Source organism: Rhodococcus sp. 66b (assembly GCF_002076325.1).
Classification (GTDB): Bacteria; Actinomycetota; Actinomycetes; order Mycobacteriales; family Mycobacteriaceae; genus Rhodococcus_F; species Rhodococcus_F erythropolis.
Genome location: NZ_MUZB01000008.1, coordinates 245,963 through 264,312 on the forward strand (window position 1 = coordinate 245,963; position 18,350 = coordinate 264,312).

Annotated in this window: 17 protein-coding genes and 1 riboswitch; of the genes, 9 read left to right on the forward strand and 8 right to left on the reverse strand. The window is 63.0% G+C overall.

The window, feature by feature from the left end; all coding sequences use genetic code 11:
- Positions 1-267 precede the first annotated feature (267 nt).
- Positions 268-1,332, forward strand: a complete 1,065-nt coding sequence (ctaC, locus tag B0E55_RS17300; RefSeq protein WP_019748910.1) for an aa3-type cytochrome oxidase subunit II — start codon at positions 268-270, stop codon at positions 1,330-1,332.
- 39 nt (positions 1,333-1,371) lie between these two features.
- Positions 1,372-1,788 carry a cytochrome c oxidase subunit 4 gene (locus B0E55_RS17305; protein WP_003941723.1) on the forward strand — a complete coding sequence of 139 codons (417 nt, stop codon included), beginning with the start codon at positions 1,372-1,374 and terminating at the stop codon, positions 1,786-1,788.
- 107 nt (positions 1,789-1,895) lie between these two features.
- Here B0E55_RS17305 and B0E55_RS17310 read toward each other — a convergent pair whose 3' ends face one another.
- Positions 1,896-2,285, reverse strand: a complete 390-nt coding sequence (locus B0E55_RS17310; protein WP_020908106.1) for a DUF3224 domain-containing protein — start codon at positions 2,283-2,285, stop codon at positions 1,896-1,898.
- Between the two features lie 66 nt (positions 2,286-2,351).
- On the opposite strand from B0E55_RS17310, the gene B0E55_RS17315 reads away from it, so the two are divergent.
- Complete coding sequence (locus tag B0E55_RS17315; protein ID WP_020908105.1) at positions 2,352-2,648, forward strand: antibiotic biosynthesis monooxygenase family protein; 297 nt, start codon at positions 2,352-2,354, stop codon at positions 2,646-2,648.
- Between the two features lie 151 nt (positions 2,649-2,799).
- Here the strand turns inward: B0E55_RS17315 and qcrB are convergent, their stop codons facing one another.
- From qcrB to ctaE, 4 genes are all read right to left on the reverse strand, one after another.
- The gene (qcrB, locus tag B0E55_RS17320) at positions 2,800-4,404 is read right to left on the reverse strand and encodes a cytochrome bc1 complex cytochrome b subunit (protein WP_044480654.1); all 1,605 of its coding nucleotides are present in this window, start codon (positions 4,402-4,404) and stop codon (positions 2,800-2,802) included.
- A 59-nt stretch (positions 4,405-4,463) separates the two neighbouring features.
- On the reverse strand, positions 4,464-5,606 hold the full coding sequence (gene qcrA, locus B0E55_RS17325; protein WP_020908103.1) for a cytochrome bc1 complex Rieske iron-sulfur subunit: 1,143 nt from the start codon (positions 5,604-5,606) through the stop codon (positions 4,464-4,466).
- A complete protein-coding gene (gene qcrC / locus B0E55_RS17330; protein ID WP_020908102.1) occupies positions 5,603-6,454 on the reverse strand; it encodes a cytochrome bc1 complex diheme cytochrome c subunit in 852 nt (283 codons plus the stop codon). Before qcrC ends, qcrA begins: the two co-directional genes overlap by 4 nt.
- 64 nt (positions 6,455-6,518) lie before the next feature.
- Positions 6,519-7,130, reverse strand: coding sequence for an aa3-type cytochrome oxidase subunit III (gene ctaE, locus B0E55_RS17335; RefSeq protein ID WP_020908101.1), 612 nt, complete (start codon positions 7,128-7,130; stop codon positions 6,519-6,521).
- Between the two features lie 127 nt (positions 7,131-7,257).
- On the opposite strand from ctaE, the gene B0E55_RS17340 reads away from it, so the two are divergent.
- Both B0E55_RS17340 and trpD read left to right on the forward strand, forming a co-directional pair.
- Positions 7,258-7,746, forward strand: coding sequence for a hypothetical protein (locus tag B0E55_RS17340; RefSeq protein WP_037120408.1), 489 nt, complete (start codon positions 7,258-7,260; stop codon positions 7,744-7,746).
- Positions 7,747-7,898: 152 nt separating this feature from the next.
- Complete coding sequence (trpD, locus tag B0E55_RS17345; protein WP_020908099.1) at positions 7,899-8,990, forward strand: anthranilate phosphoribosyltransferase; 1,092 nt, start codon at positions 7,899-7,901, stop codon at positions 8,988-8,990.
- 8 nt (positions 8,991-8,998) lie between these two features.
- Here the strand turns inward: trpD and B0E55_RS17350 are convergent, their stop codons facing one another.
- Positions 8,999-9,274 (reverse strand): Lrp/AsnC family transcriptional regulator, encoded by a 276-nt coding sequence (locus B0E55_RS17350; RefSeq protein ID WP_003941677.1) that lies wholly within the window; start codon positions 9,272-9,274, stop codon positions 8,999-9,001.
- A 78-nt stretch (positions 9,275-9,352) separates the two neighbouring features.
- Positions 9,353-11,113, reverse strand: a complete 1,761-nt coding sequence (locus B0E55_RS17355) for a DEDD exonuclease domain-containing protein (protein ID WP_189637300.1) — start codon at positions 11,111-11,113, stop codon at positions 9,353-9,355.
- A 521-nt stretch (positions 11,114-11,634) separates the two neighbouring features.
- A riboswitch (cyclic di-AMP (ydaO/yuaA leader) is annotated at positions 11,635-11,813 on the forward strand.
- A gap of 14 nt (positions 11,814-11,827) precedes the next feature.
- Here B0E55_RS17355 and B0E55_RS17360 point away from each other — a divergent pair.
- The 4 genes from B0E55_RS17360 to B0E55_RS17375 all read left to right on the forward strand — a co-directional run bounded on the left by B0E55_RS17360 (position 11,828) and on the right by B0E55_RS17375 (position 16,430).
- Positions 11,828-12,385: a C40 family peptidase gene (locus B0E55_RS17360; RefSeq protein ID WP_019748904.1), complete on the forward strand. Its 558-nt coding sequence runs from the start codon at positions 11,828-11,830 to the stop codon at positions 12,383-12,385.
- A 324-nt stretch (positions 12,386-12,709) separates the two neighbouring features.
- Positions 12,710-13,762, forward strand: a complete 1,053-nt coding sequence (locus tag B0E55_RS17365; protein WP_020969878.1) for a C40 family peptidase — start codon at positions 12,710-12,712, stop codon at positions 13,760-13,762.
- Between the two features lie 74 nt (positions 13,763-13,836).
- Positions 13,837-15,195: a hypothetical protein gene (locus tag B0E55_RS17370; RefSeq protein WP_223257793.1), complete on the forward strand. Its 1,359-nt coding sequence runs from the start codon at positions 13,837-13,839 to the stop codon at positions 15,193-15,195.
- A gap of 107 nt (positions 15,196-15,302) precedes the next feature.
- Positions 15,303-16,430 (forward strand): glycosyltransferase family 4 protein, encoded by a 1,128-nt coding sequence (locus B0E55_RS17375; RefSeq protein ID WP_080910102.1) that lies wholly within the window; start codon positions 15,303-15,305, stop codon positions 16,428-16,430.
- Positions 16,431-16,515: 85 nt separating this feature from the next.
- On the opposite strand, the gene B0E55_RS17380 is transcribed toward B0E55_RS17375, so the two are convergent.
- Entirely contained in the window at positions 16,516-18,327 is a 1,812-nt protein-coding gene (locus B0E55_RS17380) for an AMP-dependent synthetase/ligase (RefSeq protein ID WP_080910103.1), read from the reverse strand.
- Positions 18,328-18,350 lie beyond the last annotated feature (23 nt).

Genomic DNA, 18,350 nt, shown 5'->3' on the forward strand with positions numbered 1-18,350 from the left:
GTGTCGGGGAGAGGTCAACGAACTCTTGTCGAAAGTATGCCGCAGATCGACGTCCCTGCCGATCGCGGCGGAACGAATCGACGTGATGTGCGTCGCCGAAACGACCTGAGCCGTTCCTGAGCAGCACCTGAGAGAGCTGTGTGACGTCCACCGCGACACGGGCGAGGACCCGAGGATGGATAGCGCCCGGCTTTGGTCTACGCTGCGTAGTAATTGGGCCTTCCCTCCGGGCATGCCCTAGTTGAATTTTGTGGCGATCAGGAAGGCGTGAACGTGGCGCAAGGTCGGATCCTTCGGCGAGCGGGGCTGGCAGTATCTCTGGGCATTGCTGCCTTGCTGCTGTCGGGTTGCTCCATCGACAACGAAGTGCTTCGTTTCGGGTGGCCTTCGGGCATCACCCCGGAGGCGACGCGCATGCGTGAGCTGTGGACGTGGTCGGTTGTAGCCGCCCTCGTCATGGGTGTGCTGGTGTGGGGGCTGGTCTTCTGGGCCGTCATCTTCCACCGCAAGAAGAAGGACTCGCCGGAATTCCCGCGTCAGACGGCATACAACGTGCCTCTCGAACTCGGTTACACGGCAGTTCCCTTCGTCATCATCGCGGTTCTCTTCTACTTCACCGTCATCGTCCAGAACCATGTTCTGGACAAGACGGACAACCCTGACGTCGTCGTAGACGTCACGGCATTCCAGTGGAACTGGAAGTTCGGCTACCGCTCCATCGAGTTTGGTGACGGCAGTGCCAAGTACAACGGCATCGACGTCGAAGCCGAAGAGGCTGCCAAGGCCGAGGGCTCCACTGTCAACGATCACGGCGAAGAAGTTCCCGGCCCGATCCACGGCAACAGCACCGAGGACCTGAGCTACCTGCACTACGACAAGATCGAGACTGTCGGCTCCAGCCAGGAGATCCCGATCCTCGTTCTGCCCACCGGCAAGCGGATCCAGTTCGAACTCGCTTCCTCGGACGTCATCCACGCTTTCTGGGTGCCTGAGTTCCTGTTCAAGCGCGACGTTCTCCCGAACCCCAAGGAGAACCACTCGGACAACATCTTCCAGATCAGTGAGATCGAGAAGGAAGGCGCGTTCGTCGGGCGTTGTGCAGAAATGTGTGGCACGTTCCACGCGATGATGAACTTCGAGGTTCGTGCGGTTTCGCCCGAGGACTTCGCCAAGTACATCGAACTGCGCAAGGGTGACGCGGAGGGCAAGGGTGGTCTGACGACCGCCGAGGCCCTGCAGGCAATCGGTCAGTCGCCGGTGGCTACGTCGACCACGCCGTTCAACACCGACCGCGAGTACCGTCAGGCAACCGTCGCCACTGCAGGCAACTGAGCCGGCCAGCCTCTTCACTGAACAAGGACAAGTGCTGATATGAAGATCGAAGCCAAGCTCTTCGAGATCCTGACGATGTTCTTCATTCTCGTCGCGATCATCTACGGAGTGTTCACCGCTCTGTCACGCACAGGTATCGAGTGGGCCGGACTGACGGCCATCGTCCTGTCTGCAGGTCTGACGCTCATCGTGGGTACCTACTTCCGCTTCGTTGCCCGTCGTCTGGACACCCGTCCCGAGGACTACGACGACGCAGAAATCTCGGATGGTGCAGGAGAACTGGGCTTCTTCAGCCCGGGTAGCTTCTGGCCGATCCTGCTTGCCGCCGCCGCTGCACTCGCGGCAGTGTCGCTGGCGTACTTCCAGCCGTGGCTCATCGCAGTCGCAGTTGTCTGTGTGCTCGCCGCAGCCGCAGGCCTGGTGTTCGAGTACTACACCGGACCCGAGAAGCACTAGTTTCACCCGCACTCCAACAGAGGCGCCGCACCCACCCGGGTACGGCGCCTCTGTTGTCGTATCTGCGAGTTGCGGTACGAGGGTGCCGATTACCCAACCGCTCTTTGTCAATCGTGGAGCGAGTATTCGAGGTCGTAGCGGTGCAGACCGTCGACGATCTCTAGCTCAAGAGTGCCCGAGATGCCCTTCAGCTCGCCGGTTCCGGACCCCGGCACGATCTCGTACAGCAGCTTCTGCGTTCCGTTGATCATCTGACCGAACTGCTGCAGGGCGAACGATCCCACAGCTTCGTCGACCTGCCCGGTGACAAACTCCAAAGCGACGTAGCCCGCTTCACCGGTTGTCGGATCGCCCGCGGACAGCATGAGTCCGGTCGATGTTCCTTCGACGCCGCCGATGAACGTCTTGTCGAACTCGAAGCGCCCGACGCGTCCGGAGAGCTCAGGATCGGCGGGGCGGAGATCGATCTCGAAGGTGCCGCGTGCATGGGATGTCATGGTCCGAGTATCTCACCAGGCGGCAACGCCTCGAGGGGACTCCCGAGAACGTGCAACACTCCGTAGATGATCCTCGAACATGCCGTCCTGCAGGTCGATCCGTCGCAGTCAGCGCGATTCGAGGCCGCGTTCGATGTGGCCCGAACCATCATCTCCGAGGTCCCCGGATTCATCAGGCTGCGACTCTCGCACTGCCTGGAATCGCCGGAGCGATATCTCCTGCTCGTCGAGTGGGAAGACGTGGAGTCCCACACCATCGGGTTCCGTCAGTCCACGGGATACGAGAAGTGGCGAGAACTTCTCCACCACTTCTACGAGCCGTTCCCGACGGTGGAGCACTATTCAACTGTGCTCGAGGTTTAGCAAGGCGTCGTGCCCGCTGTTGTCGGCGCTCAGACGTCGAACCGGGGGAGTGGTGAACTCACTAGAGGTTTGTACATATTGAATCGCTCAGAGAACGAGTGAGGCCCCGAACCGGAATCCGGTTCGGGGCCTCACTGGTCAACTGTCGTTCTTAGTGGAGTTCTCCACTCGAACCATCGGACTTGCCGTTGGTTCGGTTCTGGTAGTCCAGAAGGATCTGAAGCTGCTCGTGCTCAGCTTCGTGATGAGCGGCTTCGAGAGCCTCGCTCTCCTCGACTGGGTCAGCGGTGATCAGGCTACCGCTACCGGGCTTGCCGGCGAGGCCGAGCTTGTTCATCTTCTTCGGGACAGCAGCACCCTGGTACTCGAGCGGGATCGGGTGTCCGTGCTCGTCGACGGGGCCGAGCGGCTGGTGGATCTCGATGTACTGGCCGTTCGGCATCCGCTTGATGATGCCGGTCTCGATGCCGTGTTCGAGGACTGCACGGTCACTGCGCTGCAGGCCGATGCAGAACCGGTACGTCACGAAGTACGCGATGGGCGGAAGGATGACCATGCCGATACGGCCGATCCACGTCATTGCGTTCAGCGAGATGTGCAGGTGGTACGCGATGATGTCGTTGATGCAGGAGATCGTGAGCACCAGGTAGAACGCGATGGACATCGCACCGATAGCGGTACGGACCGGCACGTCGCGCGGGCGCTGCAGGATGTTGTGGTGAGCGTCGTCTCCGGTGAGACGCTTCTCGATCCACGGGTACGCGATCAACAGTGCGAAGACGAGGCCCATGATCAGGGCGACGGCAAACACAGCGGGGATCGTGTAGCGGCCGAACAGGTAGATCTCCCACGCCGGCCACAGTCGAGCAAGGCCGTCCGTCCACATCATGTAGATATCGGGCTGGGAACCTGCCGAGACCTGTGACGGGTTGTACGGACCGATGTTCCAGACGGGGTTGATCTGGAACAGACCACCGAGCAGTGCGAGCACGCCGAAGGTCATGGCGAAGAACGCGCCACCCTTCATTGCGAAGACCGGGAGGATGCGGACGCCGACTACGTTCTGTTCCGTACGGCCGGGGCCGGGGAACTGCGTGTGCTTCTGGTACCAGACCAACGCGAGGTGGCCGGCGATCAGAGCCAGGATGATGCCCGGGAACAGCAGCACGTGAGCGACGTAGAGACGCGGGATGATGAGGTCGCCGGGGAAGTCGCCGTCGAAGATCAGCCAGTGCATCCAGGTACCGACGATCGGGATACTCATCGTGATACCACCGAAGGCGGCGCGGAGGCCGGTGCCCGAGAGCAGGTCGTCGGGGATGGTGTAACCGAAGAAGCCTTCGAACATCGCCAGGATGAGCAGCAGGCAGCCGATGACCCAGTTCGCTTCACGCGGACGACGGAATGCGCCGGTGAAGAAGATGCGAGCGAGGTGAACGATGATCGACGCCGCGAACATCAGTGCAGCCCAGTGGTGAATCTGGCGAACGAAGAGACCGCCGCGCACCTCGAAGGAGATGTTCAGGGTCGTCTCGTAGGCGCGAGACATCGTGACACCGCGAAGCGGCTGGTACGCGCCCTGGTAGACGACGTGTGCCATCGACGGATCGAAGAACAGTGTCAGGAACACACCGGAGATCAGCAGGATCACGAAGCTGTAGAGCGCGATCTCGCCGAGCATGAAGGACCAGTGCGTCGGGAAGACCTTGTTGATTTGCCGGCGCATGCCTGCGGCGAGGTGGTAGCGGGAGTCCATAGCCTCCGCTTGTCCAGCCGCTGCCGCGCTGATCTTGGACGGTTTGGTTGTTGTTGTGGTCACGGTCGACGCTCCCAAAATGCCGGGCCGAGTGCTTCGATGAAGTCACCGTCGGCGACCAGGAAGCCCTCTTCGTTCACTGTAATAGGCAACTGCGGAAGTGCGCGAGCAGCGGGACCGAAGATCGGCTTGCCGTAGGTCAGTGCGTCGAACTGCGACTGGTGGCAGGGGCACAGAATACGGTTGCTCTGCTGTTCGTAGAGCGAGGTGGGGCAACCCAGGTGGGTGCAGATCTTCGAGTACGCGAAGTAATCGCCGTAGTTGAAGCTCTCCTGGCCCTTGCGCTTGGTGACACGCGCGGTGTCTTCCGTGCGGAGGCGGATGAGCATCACCGAGTTACGAATGCCGCGCAGTGCTGCGAGCAGAGCGTGCTCGTCGCCACGGTCGGACTCGCGGAACGGGAAGACCGTTTCCATCGAACCGGCATCGAGATCTTCCGGGCGAACGAGGACGATGTCCTCGGGACGGCCGGTGTCACGACGCAGGTAGATGGTCTCGCCCGGGTAGTTCGGGGTCCAGCCGGACACCCACAGGGGTGAGTCGTCGCCCTTGGCCCACGGGTTCTTGATGAGTCCACCGAGAGGCATGACCATCATGACGCCGAGAGCGCCACCGCCGAACATCAAGCTGCGCTTGATGGCCTTGCGGCGGGGGAGGGTGGACGTATCGAGGGTGTCGCCGAGCTCGGCGACGATCGTGCGACGATCGACCTCGGTGGATCCACCGTCGTGGCGGTCCTGGATCGAGACCTCTTCGGGGATGAACTTCTTGGTGAACTGAACGGCACCGATGCCGACGCCGAGGATCGCCAGACCCATGGTCAAGCCGATCAGCGGGGTGTACAGGCTGTACTTGCCGTAGTTCTCGTCACCGGCACCTGCATACTCCCAGGGCCAGAACAGGTAGATCGCGATGAATGCGATCGCCGAAACGCCGGCGAGGCCGAACCAGAAGGCGACGTTGCGCTCGGCGCGCTTTTCCGCCCTGGTGCCCTTTACCGACCAACGATCACGGCGGTAGACGACATCGACGCCATCGAGATTGGTACCCAGCTTGACCAGGTCGTCGCGTGACATCGCGTCGAGCTCTTCATCTGTGTACTTCTTAGGCGTATCGCCGCCATGCTGGCCAGCGTCGCTCATGACCTTGCTCCGATCCACAATGCTGCACCGACGACAGCGATGATTCCGACGGCCCACATGGCGAGACCCTCAGAGGCCGGACCGAGGCCACCGAGCCCGTACCCACCGGGGTCCTTCGACTCGCCCGACGACTTGACGTAGGCGATGATGTCCTTCTTCTCCTCGATCGTCAGCTGACGATCCGAGAACTTCGGCATGTTCTGGGGGCCGGTAACCATGGCAGCGTAGATCTGCTGCTCGCTGGCCGGATCCAGGACCGGGGCGTACTTGCCCGAGGACAGTGCGCCACCGCGGCCGGTGAAGTTGTGGCACGACGCGCAGTTGAGCCGGAAGAGCTCACTGCCGCGTCCGATGTCGCCACCGCGCAGCGAGGACTGGGCGATTTCGCCGTTCTCGTCGCGGATGAGCGTCGGGCCGCCGCCGTTGGCCTGGATGAAAGCGCCGAGGGCGTCGGTCTGCGCAGCATCGAACTTGGGGTCCTTGCGTGCAGCCTGGGCCTCGTTGCGAGCTGCGGGCATACGACCAGAGGAGACCTGGAAGTACACGGCTGCTTCGCCGACGCCGATGAGGCTGGGACCGCGGTCCTGCACGCCCTGCAAGTTCGCGCCGTGGCACGTGATGCATGACGTGTCGTAGAGCTGCTTGCCTTCACGAATCAGGGCTGCTGAATCGTCGCTGGCGGTCGCAACCTGCGGAGCTGGTGTCAACGCCGAAGCGAGGAAACCTGCGCTGATCAATCCCATCATCAATACGAGCGCGCCGGTAACGCGCCGGCGGATTTTCCGCTGGCGACGCGACTTCGCGGCATTCGCTGAGTTATCGGATGCGGGAGGGGGGGATGAACTCATCTGTATCCCTTTGGTATGTCGGGACGGAACTGGACGTCAGGGGCTGCCTGGGGCGTACAGCTGATTAACGGATGAAATAAATCGTGGCAAACAGCGCGATCCACACGATGTCGACAAAGTGCCAGTAGTACGAAACAACGATCGCGGCGGTGGCCTGGGCGGGCGTGAACTTGCTGACCCGGGTACGTGCGATCAAGAAGACGAAGGCGATGAGACCGCCGATGACGTGCAGACCGTGGAAGCCGGTGGTCATGTAGAACACCGAGCCGTACACGCTGCTCGAAATCGTGGTGCCCTCGTGCACAAGGTGGTAGTACTCGTAACCCTGGCCGGAGACGAAGAACGCCCCCATGATCAAGGTGATGGTGTACCAGCGACGAAGTCCGAAGACGTCGCCACGCTCAGCCGCGAAGACACCCATCTGGCAGGTGAACGAAGATGCGATAAGCACCAAGGTCACCGGCACGGCCAGATACAGGTTCAATTCGGTTGGCTCCGGCGGCCAATTTCCGTTCGCCTGAGCTCGTGCCACGAAGTACATGGCAAAGAGCCCTGCGAAGAACATGAGCTCACTTGACAACCACACGATGGTGCCAACGCTGACCATATTCGGCCGGTTCAGCGAGTGCACGCGTTGGGTGATTGCCGATCCTGAAGTCCCTACTGCGCTCGTCACAGACAGAAGTATGACGCTTCGTCGTAAGAGACGACCACTCGGGTCCACCATCGGCGCGTCGCTCGGCTCGAGTTCGCGGGATCGGGCGGCGAACGCGCTGGTGGCGTGGTCGGAATATGCTGGCGCGATGGCAGCTACACACAAGAGTAGACCGTGGTTCCTGAGAATTTTCGGCACGAAGATTCCGACGCCGCTCGACGCGGCGCGGTCGGATCTGGTCGTCGTTGCCGAGGGCTTCGACGACGCCGAGGCGAGTTCGACCGCTCTCGAACGTGCCGGCTCCACCGAGCCGGAGTTTCGGGCGGAGTCCGAAGTGGTTCTGCGGCACCATCTCGACCTGCCGGAGGACTCGGTTGCCGATGCCGAGAACATCGTCGCTCAGGACGGATATGTGCGAGGCGCGAGTCGGCCCGAGGACGTGACTCAGGCGGTCGAGAATTCGGTTCGCGTCATCTTCGAGCGTGTCCAAATCCTCGACGCCCTGCATTGCTCCCAGGAGCGATCACGAATGGCCGGTCTGGCGCAGCGACTCGGTGGTTCCGTCGCCGGGTGGGACGCGCTCCAGCCCCCGATTCTTGCGGAGGCGACGCCCAAACGCGGTCGCCGAAAGACCTGAGCGGCCCTATTCGGTTTCCTTGCTACCTCACTGACTAGGCTGCGAGGGTCATCGGCAGCACAAAATGGCAGCACGAAATGGCAGCACGAAACGACAGCACGAAACGACAGTTCGAAATCCAGCCCACATGAACGACAGGGGACCAAGGCACTATGGCCGGCACCGACGCATCCAACGCCGTGAACGTCGATTCGAGTGCAGTGGTGCGGTCGTGGCCGATGATTCTCGGTCTGCTCACGGACGGCAGTGATCTGTCGGAAGCCGACAGTCGGTGGGCGATGGGCGAGATCATGTCGGACAATGCCACTTCCGCTCAGATCGCCGCTTTCGGCGTCGGGCTGAAGATGAAGGGCGAAACCCCCGCGGAGTTGGAAGGGCTCGCCGGCGCGATGCTCGAACACTCCCGGCGCGTGCCGGTCGATTCCGACGTGGTCGACATCGTCGGCACGGGTGGCGACCGCTCCAACACGGTCAACATCTCGACGATGGCCTCGATCGTGGTTGCCGCGTCCGGTGTGCGAGTTGTCAAGCACGGCAACCGCGCTGCTTCGTCCAAGAGTGGTGGCGCCGATGTACTCGAGGCGCTCGGCGTTCGCATCAACCTCGGCCCGGAGCAGGTTGCGAGGTGCGTCGAAGAGGTCGGCATCGGCTTTTGTTTCGCGCCGGTCTTCCATCCCGCACTGCGCTTTGCGGCGGTGCCTCGCAAGGAAATCGGCATCCCGACGGCATTCAACGTGCTCGGTCCACTGACCAATCCGGCTCGTCCGCGTGCCGGGCTGATCGGGTGCGCATTTCCGAAGCTGATCTCGGTCGTCGCGGGAGTCCTTGCGCAGCGCGGTAATTCGGCGTTGGTGGTGCGCGGAGACGACGGACTCGACGAACTGACCACATCGACGACTTCGACGGTTCACATCGTCGGCGGTGGAAGTGTGCGAACTGTCACGCTGGATCCGCGCGACCTCGGAATCGACCGCGTTCCTCTCGAAGAGTTGCGCGGAGGAGACGCCGAATTCAACGCCACCGTCGCCCGAACGCTGCTTTCCGGACAGAAGGGGCCGGTCCGGGACGCGGTCTTGCTGAACGCGGGAGCGGCCATCGCGGCGTTCAACGGTGTCGGTGACGATCTCGAGGGTGCGATCTCCGCCGGGATGACTGCAGCCGCTGCCGCGATCGACAGCGGCGCCGGCGCTGAACTGCTTCACAAGTGGGCGGCACTCACCGCCGAACTGGCCGACCAAGCCTGATCGACGAGCTACTCGCCCAGCGAGAAACCGGCCTCGACGTCTGCGCTGGAGAATGACTGGAAGGCGATGTGTGTGGCGGTTCGGAGAACGCCGGGCACCTTGTTGATTCCTCCGGTGACCACGTCGGCGATCTGGGCGTGGTCACGTACCTTCACGATGGCGATCAAGTCGACGTCACCTGCGCACGAGTAGACCTCCGTCACTCCGGACAGGTCGGCGACGGCCTGCGCGGTTTCCGGGATCCGAGCGGACTCGGCGTGAATCATGACGATGGCGTTGATCATTTCTCTCCTCGATTTCCCGGTGGGTTGTGATGACCCGGTGGTTTCGATCGAGCTTAGGGGTGCCGCTCCGTCGTTACGTCATCGATGTTCGGATTCGGTACCGGCCCGCGCGAGTCGGCACCAGGCTTCCCACTTGCCGGCGCCGCCCGCAGGTTCGACGTAGCCGGATGTCGCCGACACGATTCGGACACCGTCCGATGCGAGCCACCGTGCGATCAGGCCCAGTTCTTCGGGTGACGCGCCGCGGAACGGTGCGTCGTCCGGTAGGACGGTTTCGGCGGCCGCGGTGATGGCGTCGACGACGGGCATCGGGTGAGTTCCACGTCTGGCGAGCCCGGCGGACGCGAGACGTCCGGAACGGATCACCGACAGCTCCCAGCCGCCGTCCCCGGTGGGACGGGCGAGAATTAGTTGTTCGATCGCCGCGACTGCTGCGAGTCGCTGAGTGCGCCGCACTGCGGTAGAGACTGCGACCGTTCGGTCACGCAGACGAGCAGCATTCTCGAACAACGCGTGTGCGGACAGCTCGTCTATTCGCGCCTGCATTTGTTGGAGGGGAGCGTCGTTGGTTCCCCGGAAGAATCCACGCACAGTCTCAGGGGCGGCCGCGTAGTCCTCCGCAGTGAGTTCCGGTGCCCAGGAGGCGGGACACGCCCCCAGTTCGCGAGCGGGGCAGTCAGGGCCGTGAACGGCGCCGCGCCCGAGCCGTTTGGTGCACGTGCGTAGGCGGCTGAACTCTGCGACGGTGTCGGCGACTTCGACTGCGTCGCCGCGAGAGGTGAACGGGCCGATCGAATCGGCCGTAGGCGTGCGAACCACGGACAGTCTGGGAAACGCCTCGTCGGTGAGAGTGATCCACCATCCTCTTTTGGGGAATTTGGAGCGACGGTTGTACGGGGGTGCATGCGCGCTCAGTAGGCGTAGTTCACGCACCCCTGCCTCGAGCGCATGGGCGCACTCGACGTGGTCCACACGGGTGGCGAGCGCGACCATTTCCTTCATCCGGCCGCGGGTCTCCGAACCGGTGAAGTAGTTGCGGACGCGGCGTCGAAGGTCGGTAGCAGTTCCTATATAGAGGGCTTCGTCCGAAGGGCCTCGGAAAAGGTAGACACCCGGGCTTCGCGGCAGGTTTGCGGCGAAGGACCGTTTTGCCCGCTGATGTGAGGAAATGTTGGGCAGGTAGTCGACGAGTTCGCTGTAACTGTGGACGCCTTGGTTCCCGACTCTGTCGATCAACCCGTGTAGGACGTCGACGGTCGCACGCGCGTCGTCGAGCGCGCGGTGCGTCGGTTGGGTGGTCACCTGGAAGAGATGGGCGAGTGCGGAGAGTTTGACCGAAGGCGCCTCGTCGCGGGTGAGCACGCGTCTGGCGAGCTTCACAGTGCACAGCACACGGAACGACGGCCACGGGCGTGCGCTGCGTGACGCCGCTGCTTTGAGGAAGCCGATGTCGAAGGGCGCGTTGTGTGCCACCAGCACCGCACCCTCGGCGAATTCGAGAAAAGCGGGTAGGACACGTTCGATGGGAGGTGCGCCGATCAGCATGGCGGTGGTGATTCCGGTCAGTTCGACGATGTACGGCGGAATCGATCGGCCGGGGTCGACGAGTGTTGCCATTTCACCGAGCACTTCGCCACCGCGGATCTTGACGGCGCCGATCTCGGTGATGGAGTCCTGGTCGGCGCTTCCACCTGTGGTCTCGAGGTCGACGACGACGAACGTCGTTTCGCTCAGCGGTGTGTCCAGCTCGTCGAAGCTCAGTTGCCGCCCGACGTCGAACTTCTCCCCGTCGGAGAACGGGGACGGAGACGGAAATTCTCGGGCCGAGGCGGGACTCACACCGCAGACAGTAGAAGGACCCCCCGACACGAATTCGAGAGTGCATACGCGGAACCCGGCTCACTCCGACTTCCATTGGGAAAGCAACGGATTGACCCCCGACAAAAGTACGAGAGACGAGGATCACACTTGCGGTGGGAACTCGCGAATGCGGACTCCTACCTACTTACCGGTAGGGCGATTCGTGAGGGTGTTGCTACGGCGATCAGTCGCCGAAACCGCCTGATTGATCGAAACGGGTTCTAGTTTCAAGTAATCGGCGTTGAACTGCATGGAAGATCGGATTGTCGGGTTTGGTGACCCTTGCCAGTGGGTAGCAAGCGCAGGTTTGCGGGCCAGGTGAGCCTCGCCGAACAGACCTGTTGTTATCTCTTCGTGACCCGTCCGGCGTATCGCGGGCGCGGCAGCATGATTTCCGGCGAATCGGGCGCGATTGTCACGAAGCGGTCGACATCGTCGCGATCATTTCGTAACCTTCCTGAGACCTAACGAAGTCTTGCCGGACCAAACAGGACCGGCATCGTCAGGAACCGCCTAATCGGGATCTCCGCGAGGAACCCGAACCGGGAACCCAAGTTTCCACTGGGGTGAATCCCGCCTGGGGTGCAGCACGCATGATCGCTGCGGACCACGCGGGTAGGGCTGATCTTCCCAGCCCGAACCCGTCAGCTAACTCGGTCGGCGGATGAATGGAAGAAATGGAGCACCCCTTAAGTGGCGTCACAGAGTTTCAAGCGTTCAGCGCAGTTGGCAGTAGCCGGCGCGCTCGCAGTCGGAGCATTTGCTGCAACCGCTGCACCTGCCTCGGCAGACCCCATCACCATCCCCGGCGTCGGCACCTTCGAGGTTCCGGGCGTTTCTATTCCTCAGTTGCCGGTCATCCCGGGCATCACCGACATCGCACCGGCCGCTCCGGCCGCTCCCATCTCCAGTGTTGGTGAGCAGGCAGTTCGCGCCGCAGAGAGCAAGCTGGGCTCCCCGTACGTGTACGGCGCATCGGGCCCGGACGCATTCGACTGCTCCGGTCTGGTCCAGTGGGCATACAAGCAGGCTGGTCTGAACCTGCCTCGCACGAGCTACGACCAGGCCGCAGCCGGCGTTGCCGTTTCACAGTCCGATCTTCAGGTCGGCGACGTGATCTCCTTCTACGGCGGATCGCACTCGGGCATCTACGCCGGCAACGGCAATGTCATCCACGCGTCGACCGCTGGTCAGCCCGTGAAGCTCGCACCGGTGTCCTCGATGCCGTACGACGGTGCTCGCCGTTACTGATTTCTGAACACGCTCGACGGCTGTCTCCGGTAGACGGTCGGAACGATCCGCCGCTGCAAGGCGGCGGAGCTCGGGGGAGCTCCGGATCTTCGAATGTGGGCCTCGAATCTTTGATTCGAGGCCCACATTTTCGTTTCGCGACAATTCGCCCGGTACTTCACCCCGACACGCCTACCGGCGAGTAGACACAAACGTATGCCGTTCCGTAACCTTATCGAGACATTGCGCGGCCGAGACAGGTACTGTGGATAGTTGACAGCCAGCTAACAGATCGTCGACCGGTCCCGGTCGACGTCGCTTCACCGAGACGGAGAGTTGCATTCCGTGGTTTCATCGAAAAACAACAGTCGAGTACGCGCCGCATTGACAGTGGGAGTGCTGGCGTTCGGACTCGTCGCAGGGCCTTCGATGCAGGCCGGTGCCGACCCCGTCATCACCAACCCCACCGAGGCGCTCGACAAGCTCGGTGAACTCTCCCGGGTATCCGAGCAGACCAACGAAGCGCTGCACAACGCACAGATCGACCTCGACGCGAAGCTGGCGGTCGCGAATGATGCGGACGCGCGTTCGGCAGCCGATCAGGGTCTTCTCGACGCGGCTTCGGCACGTGTCGCCGAGTTCGCTCCGGCGGTAAACCGTATTGCCACAGCGAATTACCAGGGTGCGCGGACCAATCGCCTCTTTGCGTTGATGGTGAGCGACTCGCCGCAGCAGTTGCTCGATCAGATGTCCGCGCTGGACGTGATTTCCAACGACGCGGCAGTGCAGGTCTCACAGTTCAACCAAGCCACTGCCGAAGCGCGTGCCGCCTCGGAAGCATCGAAGCGTTCGGCCGAAGAAGCGCGGACCGCCGCCGATCAAGCCCGCGCACTCAGTGACGATTTGCAGCGCAAGCAGAGTGAACTGCAGACGCAGATCGCCGACGTGACCAAAGCTTTCCAGAGCCTCACCGACGACGAGCGTAACCAACTGAGCGGTACGCCATTCCCGCCGGACGTCGATCTCAGCAAAATTCTAGCTAACTTGACGCCTGGTTCGGGTGCTGCTGCTCTGCAGGCAGGCCTCACGCGGATCGGTGACCCGTATGTCTGGGGCGCGACCGGCCCGAACGAGTTCGACTGCTCAGGTCTGGTCGTATGGGCCTACAAGCAAATCGGGAAGACTCTGCCGCGTTCGAGCCAGGCGCAGGCGCAGGGCGGCGTACCGGTGTCGAGGGACCAACTACAGCCCGGTGACGTCGTGACTTTCTACAGCGACAACTCGCATGTCGGTATCTACGCCGGCGACGGAAACATTCTGCATGCGTCGACGTTCGGCGTACCGGTGAAGGTTCAGTCGATGGCAGGCATGGAGTTCTCCACTGCGCGTCGTTACTGACGGCTTGCTGCGCCCGAGCGGCGTGTGGCCAGCCGCCGTGAAGCGTCGAGTCGAGTTCTCCTACACTCGGCACCGTGCCGACTGAACCGATGACGACGCCCGACGTCGGCGCAGATCGACCACGCCGTTGGGAGTATCCAGCCCTCGTGGCGCTCGGCGTTGCCGTGGTGCTCGTGCTCGGTTTGACGATCTTCCTGACGAACAGGTCCGATTCCGACGAAAATGTGGCCAGTGAGCAGGACGCCGAACGCACCGCGCAGGTACAAGCATTTCTCGATGCATGGGCTGCGGCGCAGATGTCCGACGATCCGTCGGGGCTGGCGAAGTTCGTCGACAGTGCTGCGGCACCCGGTGTGCTCGAAGCGGAAGTTCGACGAGCCACCGCTGCGGGAGCGCTCGACTTTGCCGACTGGGGATACGAGATTCCCAGCGGCGGCCTGACACCGGCGCCGCGAACCGGTGCACCGGACGGAGACGTCGAGGTCTGGAATGCGCAGGTCCTGTTGCGATACGCCCTCGACGGCGTTGACGCATTGCCCACTCGCAAGGCAGTGTCCATGACGCTCGCGAAACGCGGCGATCAGTGGTCGGTTCTTGCGGACGGGTCGATCGTCGGACTGGACGGAGCCCGAACGGCGGGCGAATCCTGGAACGGCCCTTGGGACTTCGGGCCGCTGGCCGTCGCCGAAAATACCGCGGGCAATGCACTCGTGATCGGTCACCCGGGTCAGCAGGCGTTCGTCGACGCTTTGGCGGCCGATGTGGACTCAGCCATCGAGAACACGACGCAGTTGTGGGGGCCGTGGTGGTCCGAGCGCGCGGTGCTCATGGTGGCGGGGTCCGCGGAGGAGTTCACCGCACTGGTCGGCTCCCATCACGACGGCGCTTCGATTGCCGCAGTGTCGGTCGCGGATGCAACGGCGGACGGGTCTTCCGACGTGAGCGGCCAGCGGGTGGTCTTCTCACCTGCCGCGGCTTCGAGGCTGACCGACATCACCAGGCGAACGGTGTTGCGCCACGAGCTCATGCACATAGCCGCCCGATCGAAAACCCGTGACGGGTCGCCGATGTGGGTGTTGGAAGGGTTCGCCGAATACGCGGGAAATCGTGGATCCTCGCGGGCCTGGGGTGAGATCGCGCCGACTCTGGCAGCAGCGGTCCGCTCCGGCGATACTCCGACAGAGTTTCCGGACGACACACAGTTCGGCGGTGTCCCGGTCGTGAGTTCACTGGCGTACGAATCGGCGTGGTCTATCAACGCGTATATCGCTGATCGATTCGGCGAGGCGAAGCTGACCGACCTCTTTCGCGCCCTCGCCTCCGGAAAGATGACGGCCGAAGACCTCGACTCGCGGATCCGAGCGGTCCTCGGCGTCGGAACCGAGGAACTGCGAGTCGGATGGGTCGACTGGACCAACAGCCATCTGGGCTGAGCAGTTCGCGGCTGGGTCAATTGCAGCGGCGAGGTGAGCTTCGCAAGTCTCCAAGCACTGCGTGCCCTTGTCACGACTCGAAGCACAGCGTGCCCTACGGTGGACGGATGCGCCGGACCCTCTTGGTGACCAACGATTTTCCTCCTCGCCCCGGAGGTATCCAGTCCTATCTCCACACGTTTGCCGGGCACCTGCCGGCGGACAAGTTGGTGGTGTACGCACCGCGGTGGCGGGGCGACTCGCACAAGAAGTTCGATGCGGCACAGCCTTTCGAGGTCGTTCGGCACCCGACGACACTGATGCTGCCGTCGCCCTTTGTCGCTCGTCGGGCCGCGAAGCTGGTCAGGAAGCACGACTGTGAGTCGGTGTGGTTCGGTGCGGCAGCGCCCTTGGCGCTGTTGGCGCCGGTTGTTCGACGCGCCGGAGCGAGCCGAGTGATCGCGAGTACTCACGGCCACGAGGTCGGGTGGTCGATGATTCCCGGTGCGCGGCAGTCGTTGCGTGTGATCGGCGATCACACGGATGCGGTGACGTTTGTCAGCAAATACACCCGTGGACGGTTCTCGGCGGCTTTCGGCCCGCAAGCGGCGCTCGAGCACCTTCCGTCCGGAGTGGACACGTCGGTGTTCCACCCGGACTCGGTCGCCCGCGCAGAACTGCGCAAGCGATACGGGCTGGGGGAGCGGCCCACGATCCTGTGCCTGTCGCGGCTCGTGCCACGCAAGGGGCAGGACATGCTCATCAAGGCGCTGCCGACCATTCGCAAGAGCGTCGACGGGGCGGTACTGGTGATAGTCGGCGGTGGACCGTACGAGGACCACCTCCGTCAATTGACACGTAAGACCGGGATGGACGATCACGTCGTCTTCACCGGCACGGTGCCCGCCGCAGAGTTGGCGGCTCACCACACGATTGCCGACGTGTTTGCCATGCCGTGTCGCACGCGAGGCGCGGGATTGGATGTCGAAGGACTGGGAATCGTCTACCTCGAGGCCTCGGCGACCGGCGTTCCGGTCATCGCCGGCCGCAGTGGTGGCGCTCCGGAAACCGTGCAGCAGAACAAGACCGGGCTCGTGGTCGACGGCACCTCTGTTCGTGACGTCGCCGAATCCGTGATCGAGGTGCTGTCCGATCGTGATCGAGCGGCCGCGATGGGAGCAGCCGGCCGGGCGTGGGTTGCCGAAGACTGGAAGTGGGACACGCTCGCTTCGAAGCTGCGTAATCTGCTCGGCTGAGCCACCGGGACTCGAACGCAAACGGCCCGCACCGAATTCGGTGCGGGCCGTTCGTTGCGGCTGCGAGAAGCTGCTTGCCGAAAACCTACTTGGCGTAGATCTTTTCGATGTCGGCGGCAAAGCTCTCGTGCACGACGTTGCGCTTGAGCTTCATCGTGGGCGTGAGTTCGCCTGTGTCCTCGGAGAAGTCGACCGGAAGAATGCGGAACTTCTTGATCGCCTCGGCGTGTGAGACGAGCTTGTTGGCCTCGTCGATGGCGTCCTGGATTTCACCGACCAGTTCGCCGTCCGAAACCAGGTCGGCAGCTGTGGTTCCCGCGGCCTTGTTGTTGCGCTCGTTCCAGGCGGGAAGTGCCTCGGCGTCGATGGTGATGAGAGCGCCGATGAAAGGCTTCTGGTCGCCGACCACGATGGCCTGGCTGATCAGGGGGTGTGCGCGAAGGGAATCTTCGAGCTGAGCGGGGGAGACGTTCTTGCCGCCTGCCGTGACGATGATTTCCTTCTTGCGACCGGTGATCGTGATGTAGCCGTCCTTGTCGACGGTGCCCAGGTCTCCGGTGTGGAACCAGCCGTTCTCGATCGACTCGGCGGTCGCCTTCTCGTTGCGCCAGTAGCCGGTGAAGACCACCGGTCCCGAGAGGAGGATTTCGCCGTCTTCGGCAATGCGAACGGAGTTGCCGGCCAACGGCTTTCCGACAGAGCCGACCTTCTGTGCGCCGATGGTGTTGACGGCGAACGCTGCGGTGGTCTCGGTCAGTCCGTAGCCCTCGTAGATCGTGACGCCGATACCGCGGAAGAAGTGGCCGAGTCGAGCGCCCAGGGGTGCACCACCGGAAATGGCCAGCTGGCATTGTCCACCGAGTGCAGCGCGCAGCTTCGAGTACACGAGCTTGTCGAAGAGGGCGTGCTTGGCCTTGAGAACGATGCCCGCGCCCCCCTTGTCCTGAGCCTCGCTCCACGCGACCGCGGTGTCTGCGGCCGCGTCGAAGATCTTGCCCTTGCCGTCACCGTGCGCCTTGGCGCGTGCGCTGTTGTAGACCTTCTCGAATACGCGCGGCACCGAGAGGATGAAGTCGGGCTTGAACTCGCCGAACGTCGGAACGAGGTTCGGGATGTCGCTCGTGTGTCCAAGCGCTGCACCGGCATCGAACGACGCGATGCTGACTGCGCGAGCGAGAACGTGCGCGAGCGGCAAGAACATCAGGGTGCGAACGCCGGGAGTCTTGAGCAGCGTCCCGAGGTTGGAGTCGAGGATGCCCTTCGACTCCGCAATGAGGTTGGAGTGCGTCAGCTGGCAGCCCTTGGGTCGGCCAGTGGTGCCCGAGGTGTAGATCAGGGTCGCGGGATCGGAGGCCTTCAGTGCAGCGACGCGGGCGTGGACGTCCGCGTCGGAGATGTCGGCGCCCAGTGCGGTCAATTCCTCGACGACACCCTTACCGCCCGCCGCGGCATCGATCTGGTAGACCGTGCGCAGCGCGGGTGCGGCTGCAGCGACGTCCTTCACGGTCGCGGCGTGAGTGTCGTTCTCGACGATGAGGTCGATTGCTTCTGAGTCCTCGAGAATCCAACGAACCTGCTCGGCTGCGGAGGTTTCGTAGATCGGAACCGTCACGCCACCGGCTGCCCAGATGGCGTAGTCGACGAGCGGCCATTCGAAACGCGTCGCCGACATGAGGCCGACGCGGTCGCCCTGCTTGACGCCGATCGCGATGAGGCCCTTGGCGACTGCAGTCACCTGGGCGGCGAAATCGCCTGCAGTGACATCGACCCATGCATTTCCGACTTTGCGCTTGTAGACAACCGCCGCCGGCTTCGTCTTCGCGAAGGCGAAGACCGAGTCGACCGCGGAGGCATCCTCGGGAATGGTGAACGTCTGGGGTGCGCTGAACTCAGGCACGAAATACCTCCGACACTGCGAAA

Excerpts from the sequence above, each read along its gene's own strand:
- B0E55_RS17305 (WP_003941723.1), top strand. The coding sequence starts at position 1,372 with ATGAAGATCGAAGCCAAGCTCTTCGAGATCCTGACGATGTTCTTCATT.
- B0E55_RS17310 (WP_020908106.1), bottom strand. The coding sequence starts at position 2,285 with ATGACATCCCATGCACGCGGCACCTTCGAGATCGATCTCCGCCCCGCC.
- B0E55_RS17315 (WP_020908105.1), top strand. The coding sequence starts at position 2,352 with ATGATCCTCGAACATGCCGTCCTGCAGGTCGATCCGTCGCAGTCAGCG.
- qcrB (WP_044480654.1), bottom strand. The coding sequence starts at position 4,404 with ATGGACTCCCGCTACCACCTCGCCGCAGGCATGCGCCGGCAAATCAAC.
- qcrA (WP_020908103.1), bottom strand. The coding sequence starts at position 5,606 with ATGAGCGACGCTGGCCAGCATGGCGGCGATACGCCTAAGAAGTACACA.
- qcrC (WP_020908102.1), bottom strand. The coding sequence starts at position 6,454 with ATGAGTTCATCCCCCCCTCCCGCATCCGATAACTCAGCGAATGCCGCG.
- B0E55_RS17340 (WP_037120408.1), top strand. The coding sequence starts at position 7,258 with ATGGCAGCTACACACAAGAGTAGACCGTGGTTCCTGAGAATTTTCGGC.
- trpD (WP_020908099.1), top strand. The coding sequence starts at position 7,899 with ATGGCCGGCACCGACGCATCCAACGCCGTGAACGTCGATTCGAGTGCA.
- B0E55_RS17350 (WP_003941677.1), bottom strand. The coding sequence starts at position 9,274 with ATGATCAACGCCATCGTCATGATTCACGCCGAGTCCGCTCGGATCCCG.
- B0E55_RS17375 (WP_080910102.1), top strand. The coding sequence starts at position 15,303 with ATGCGCCGGACCCTCTTGGTGACCAACGATTTTCCTCCTCGCCCCGGA.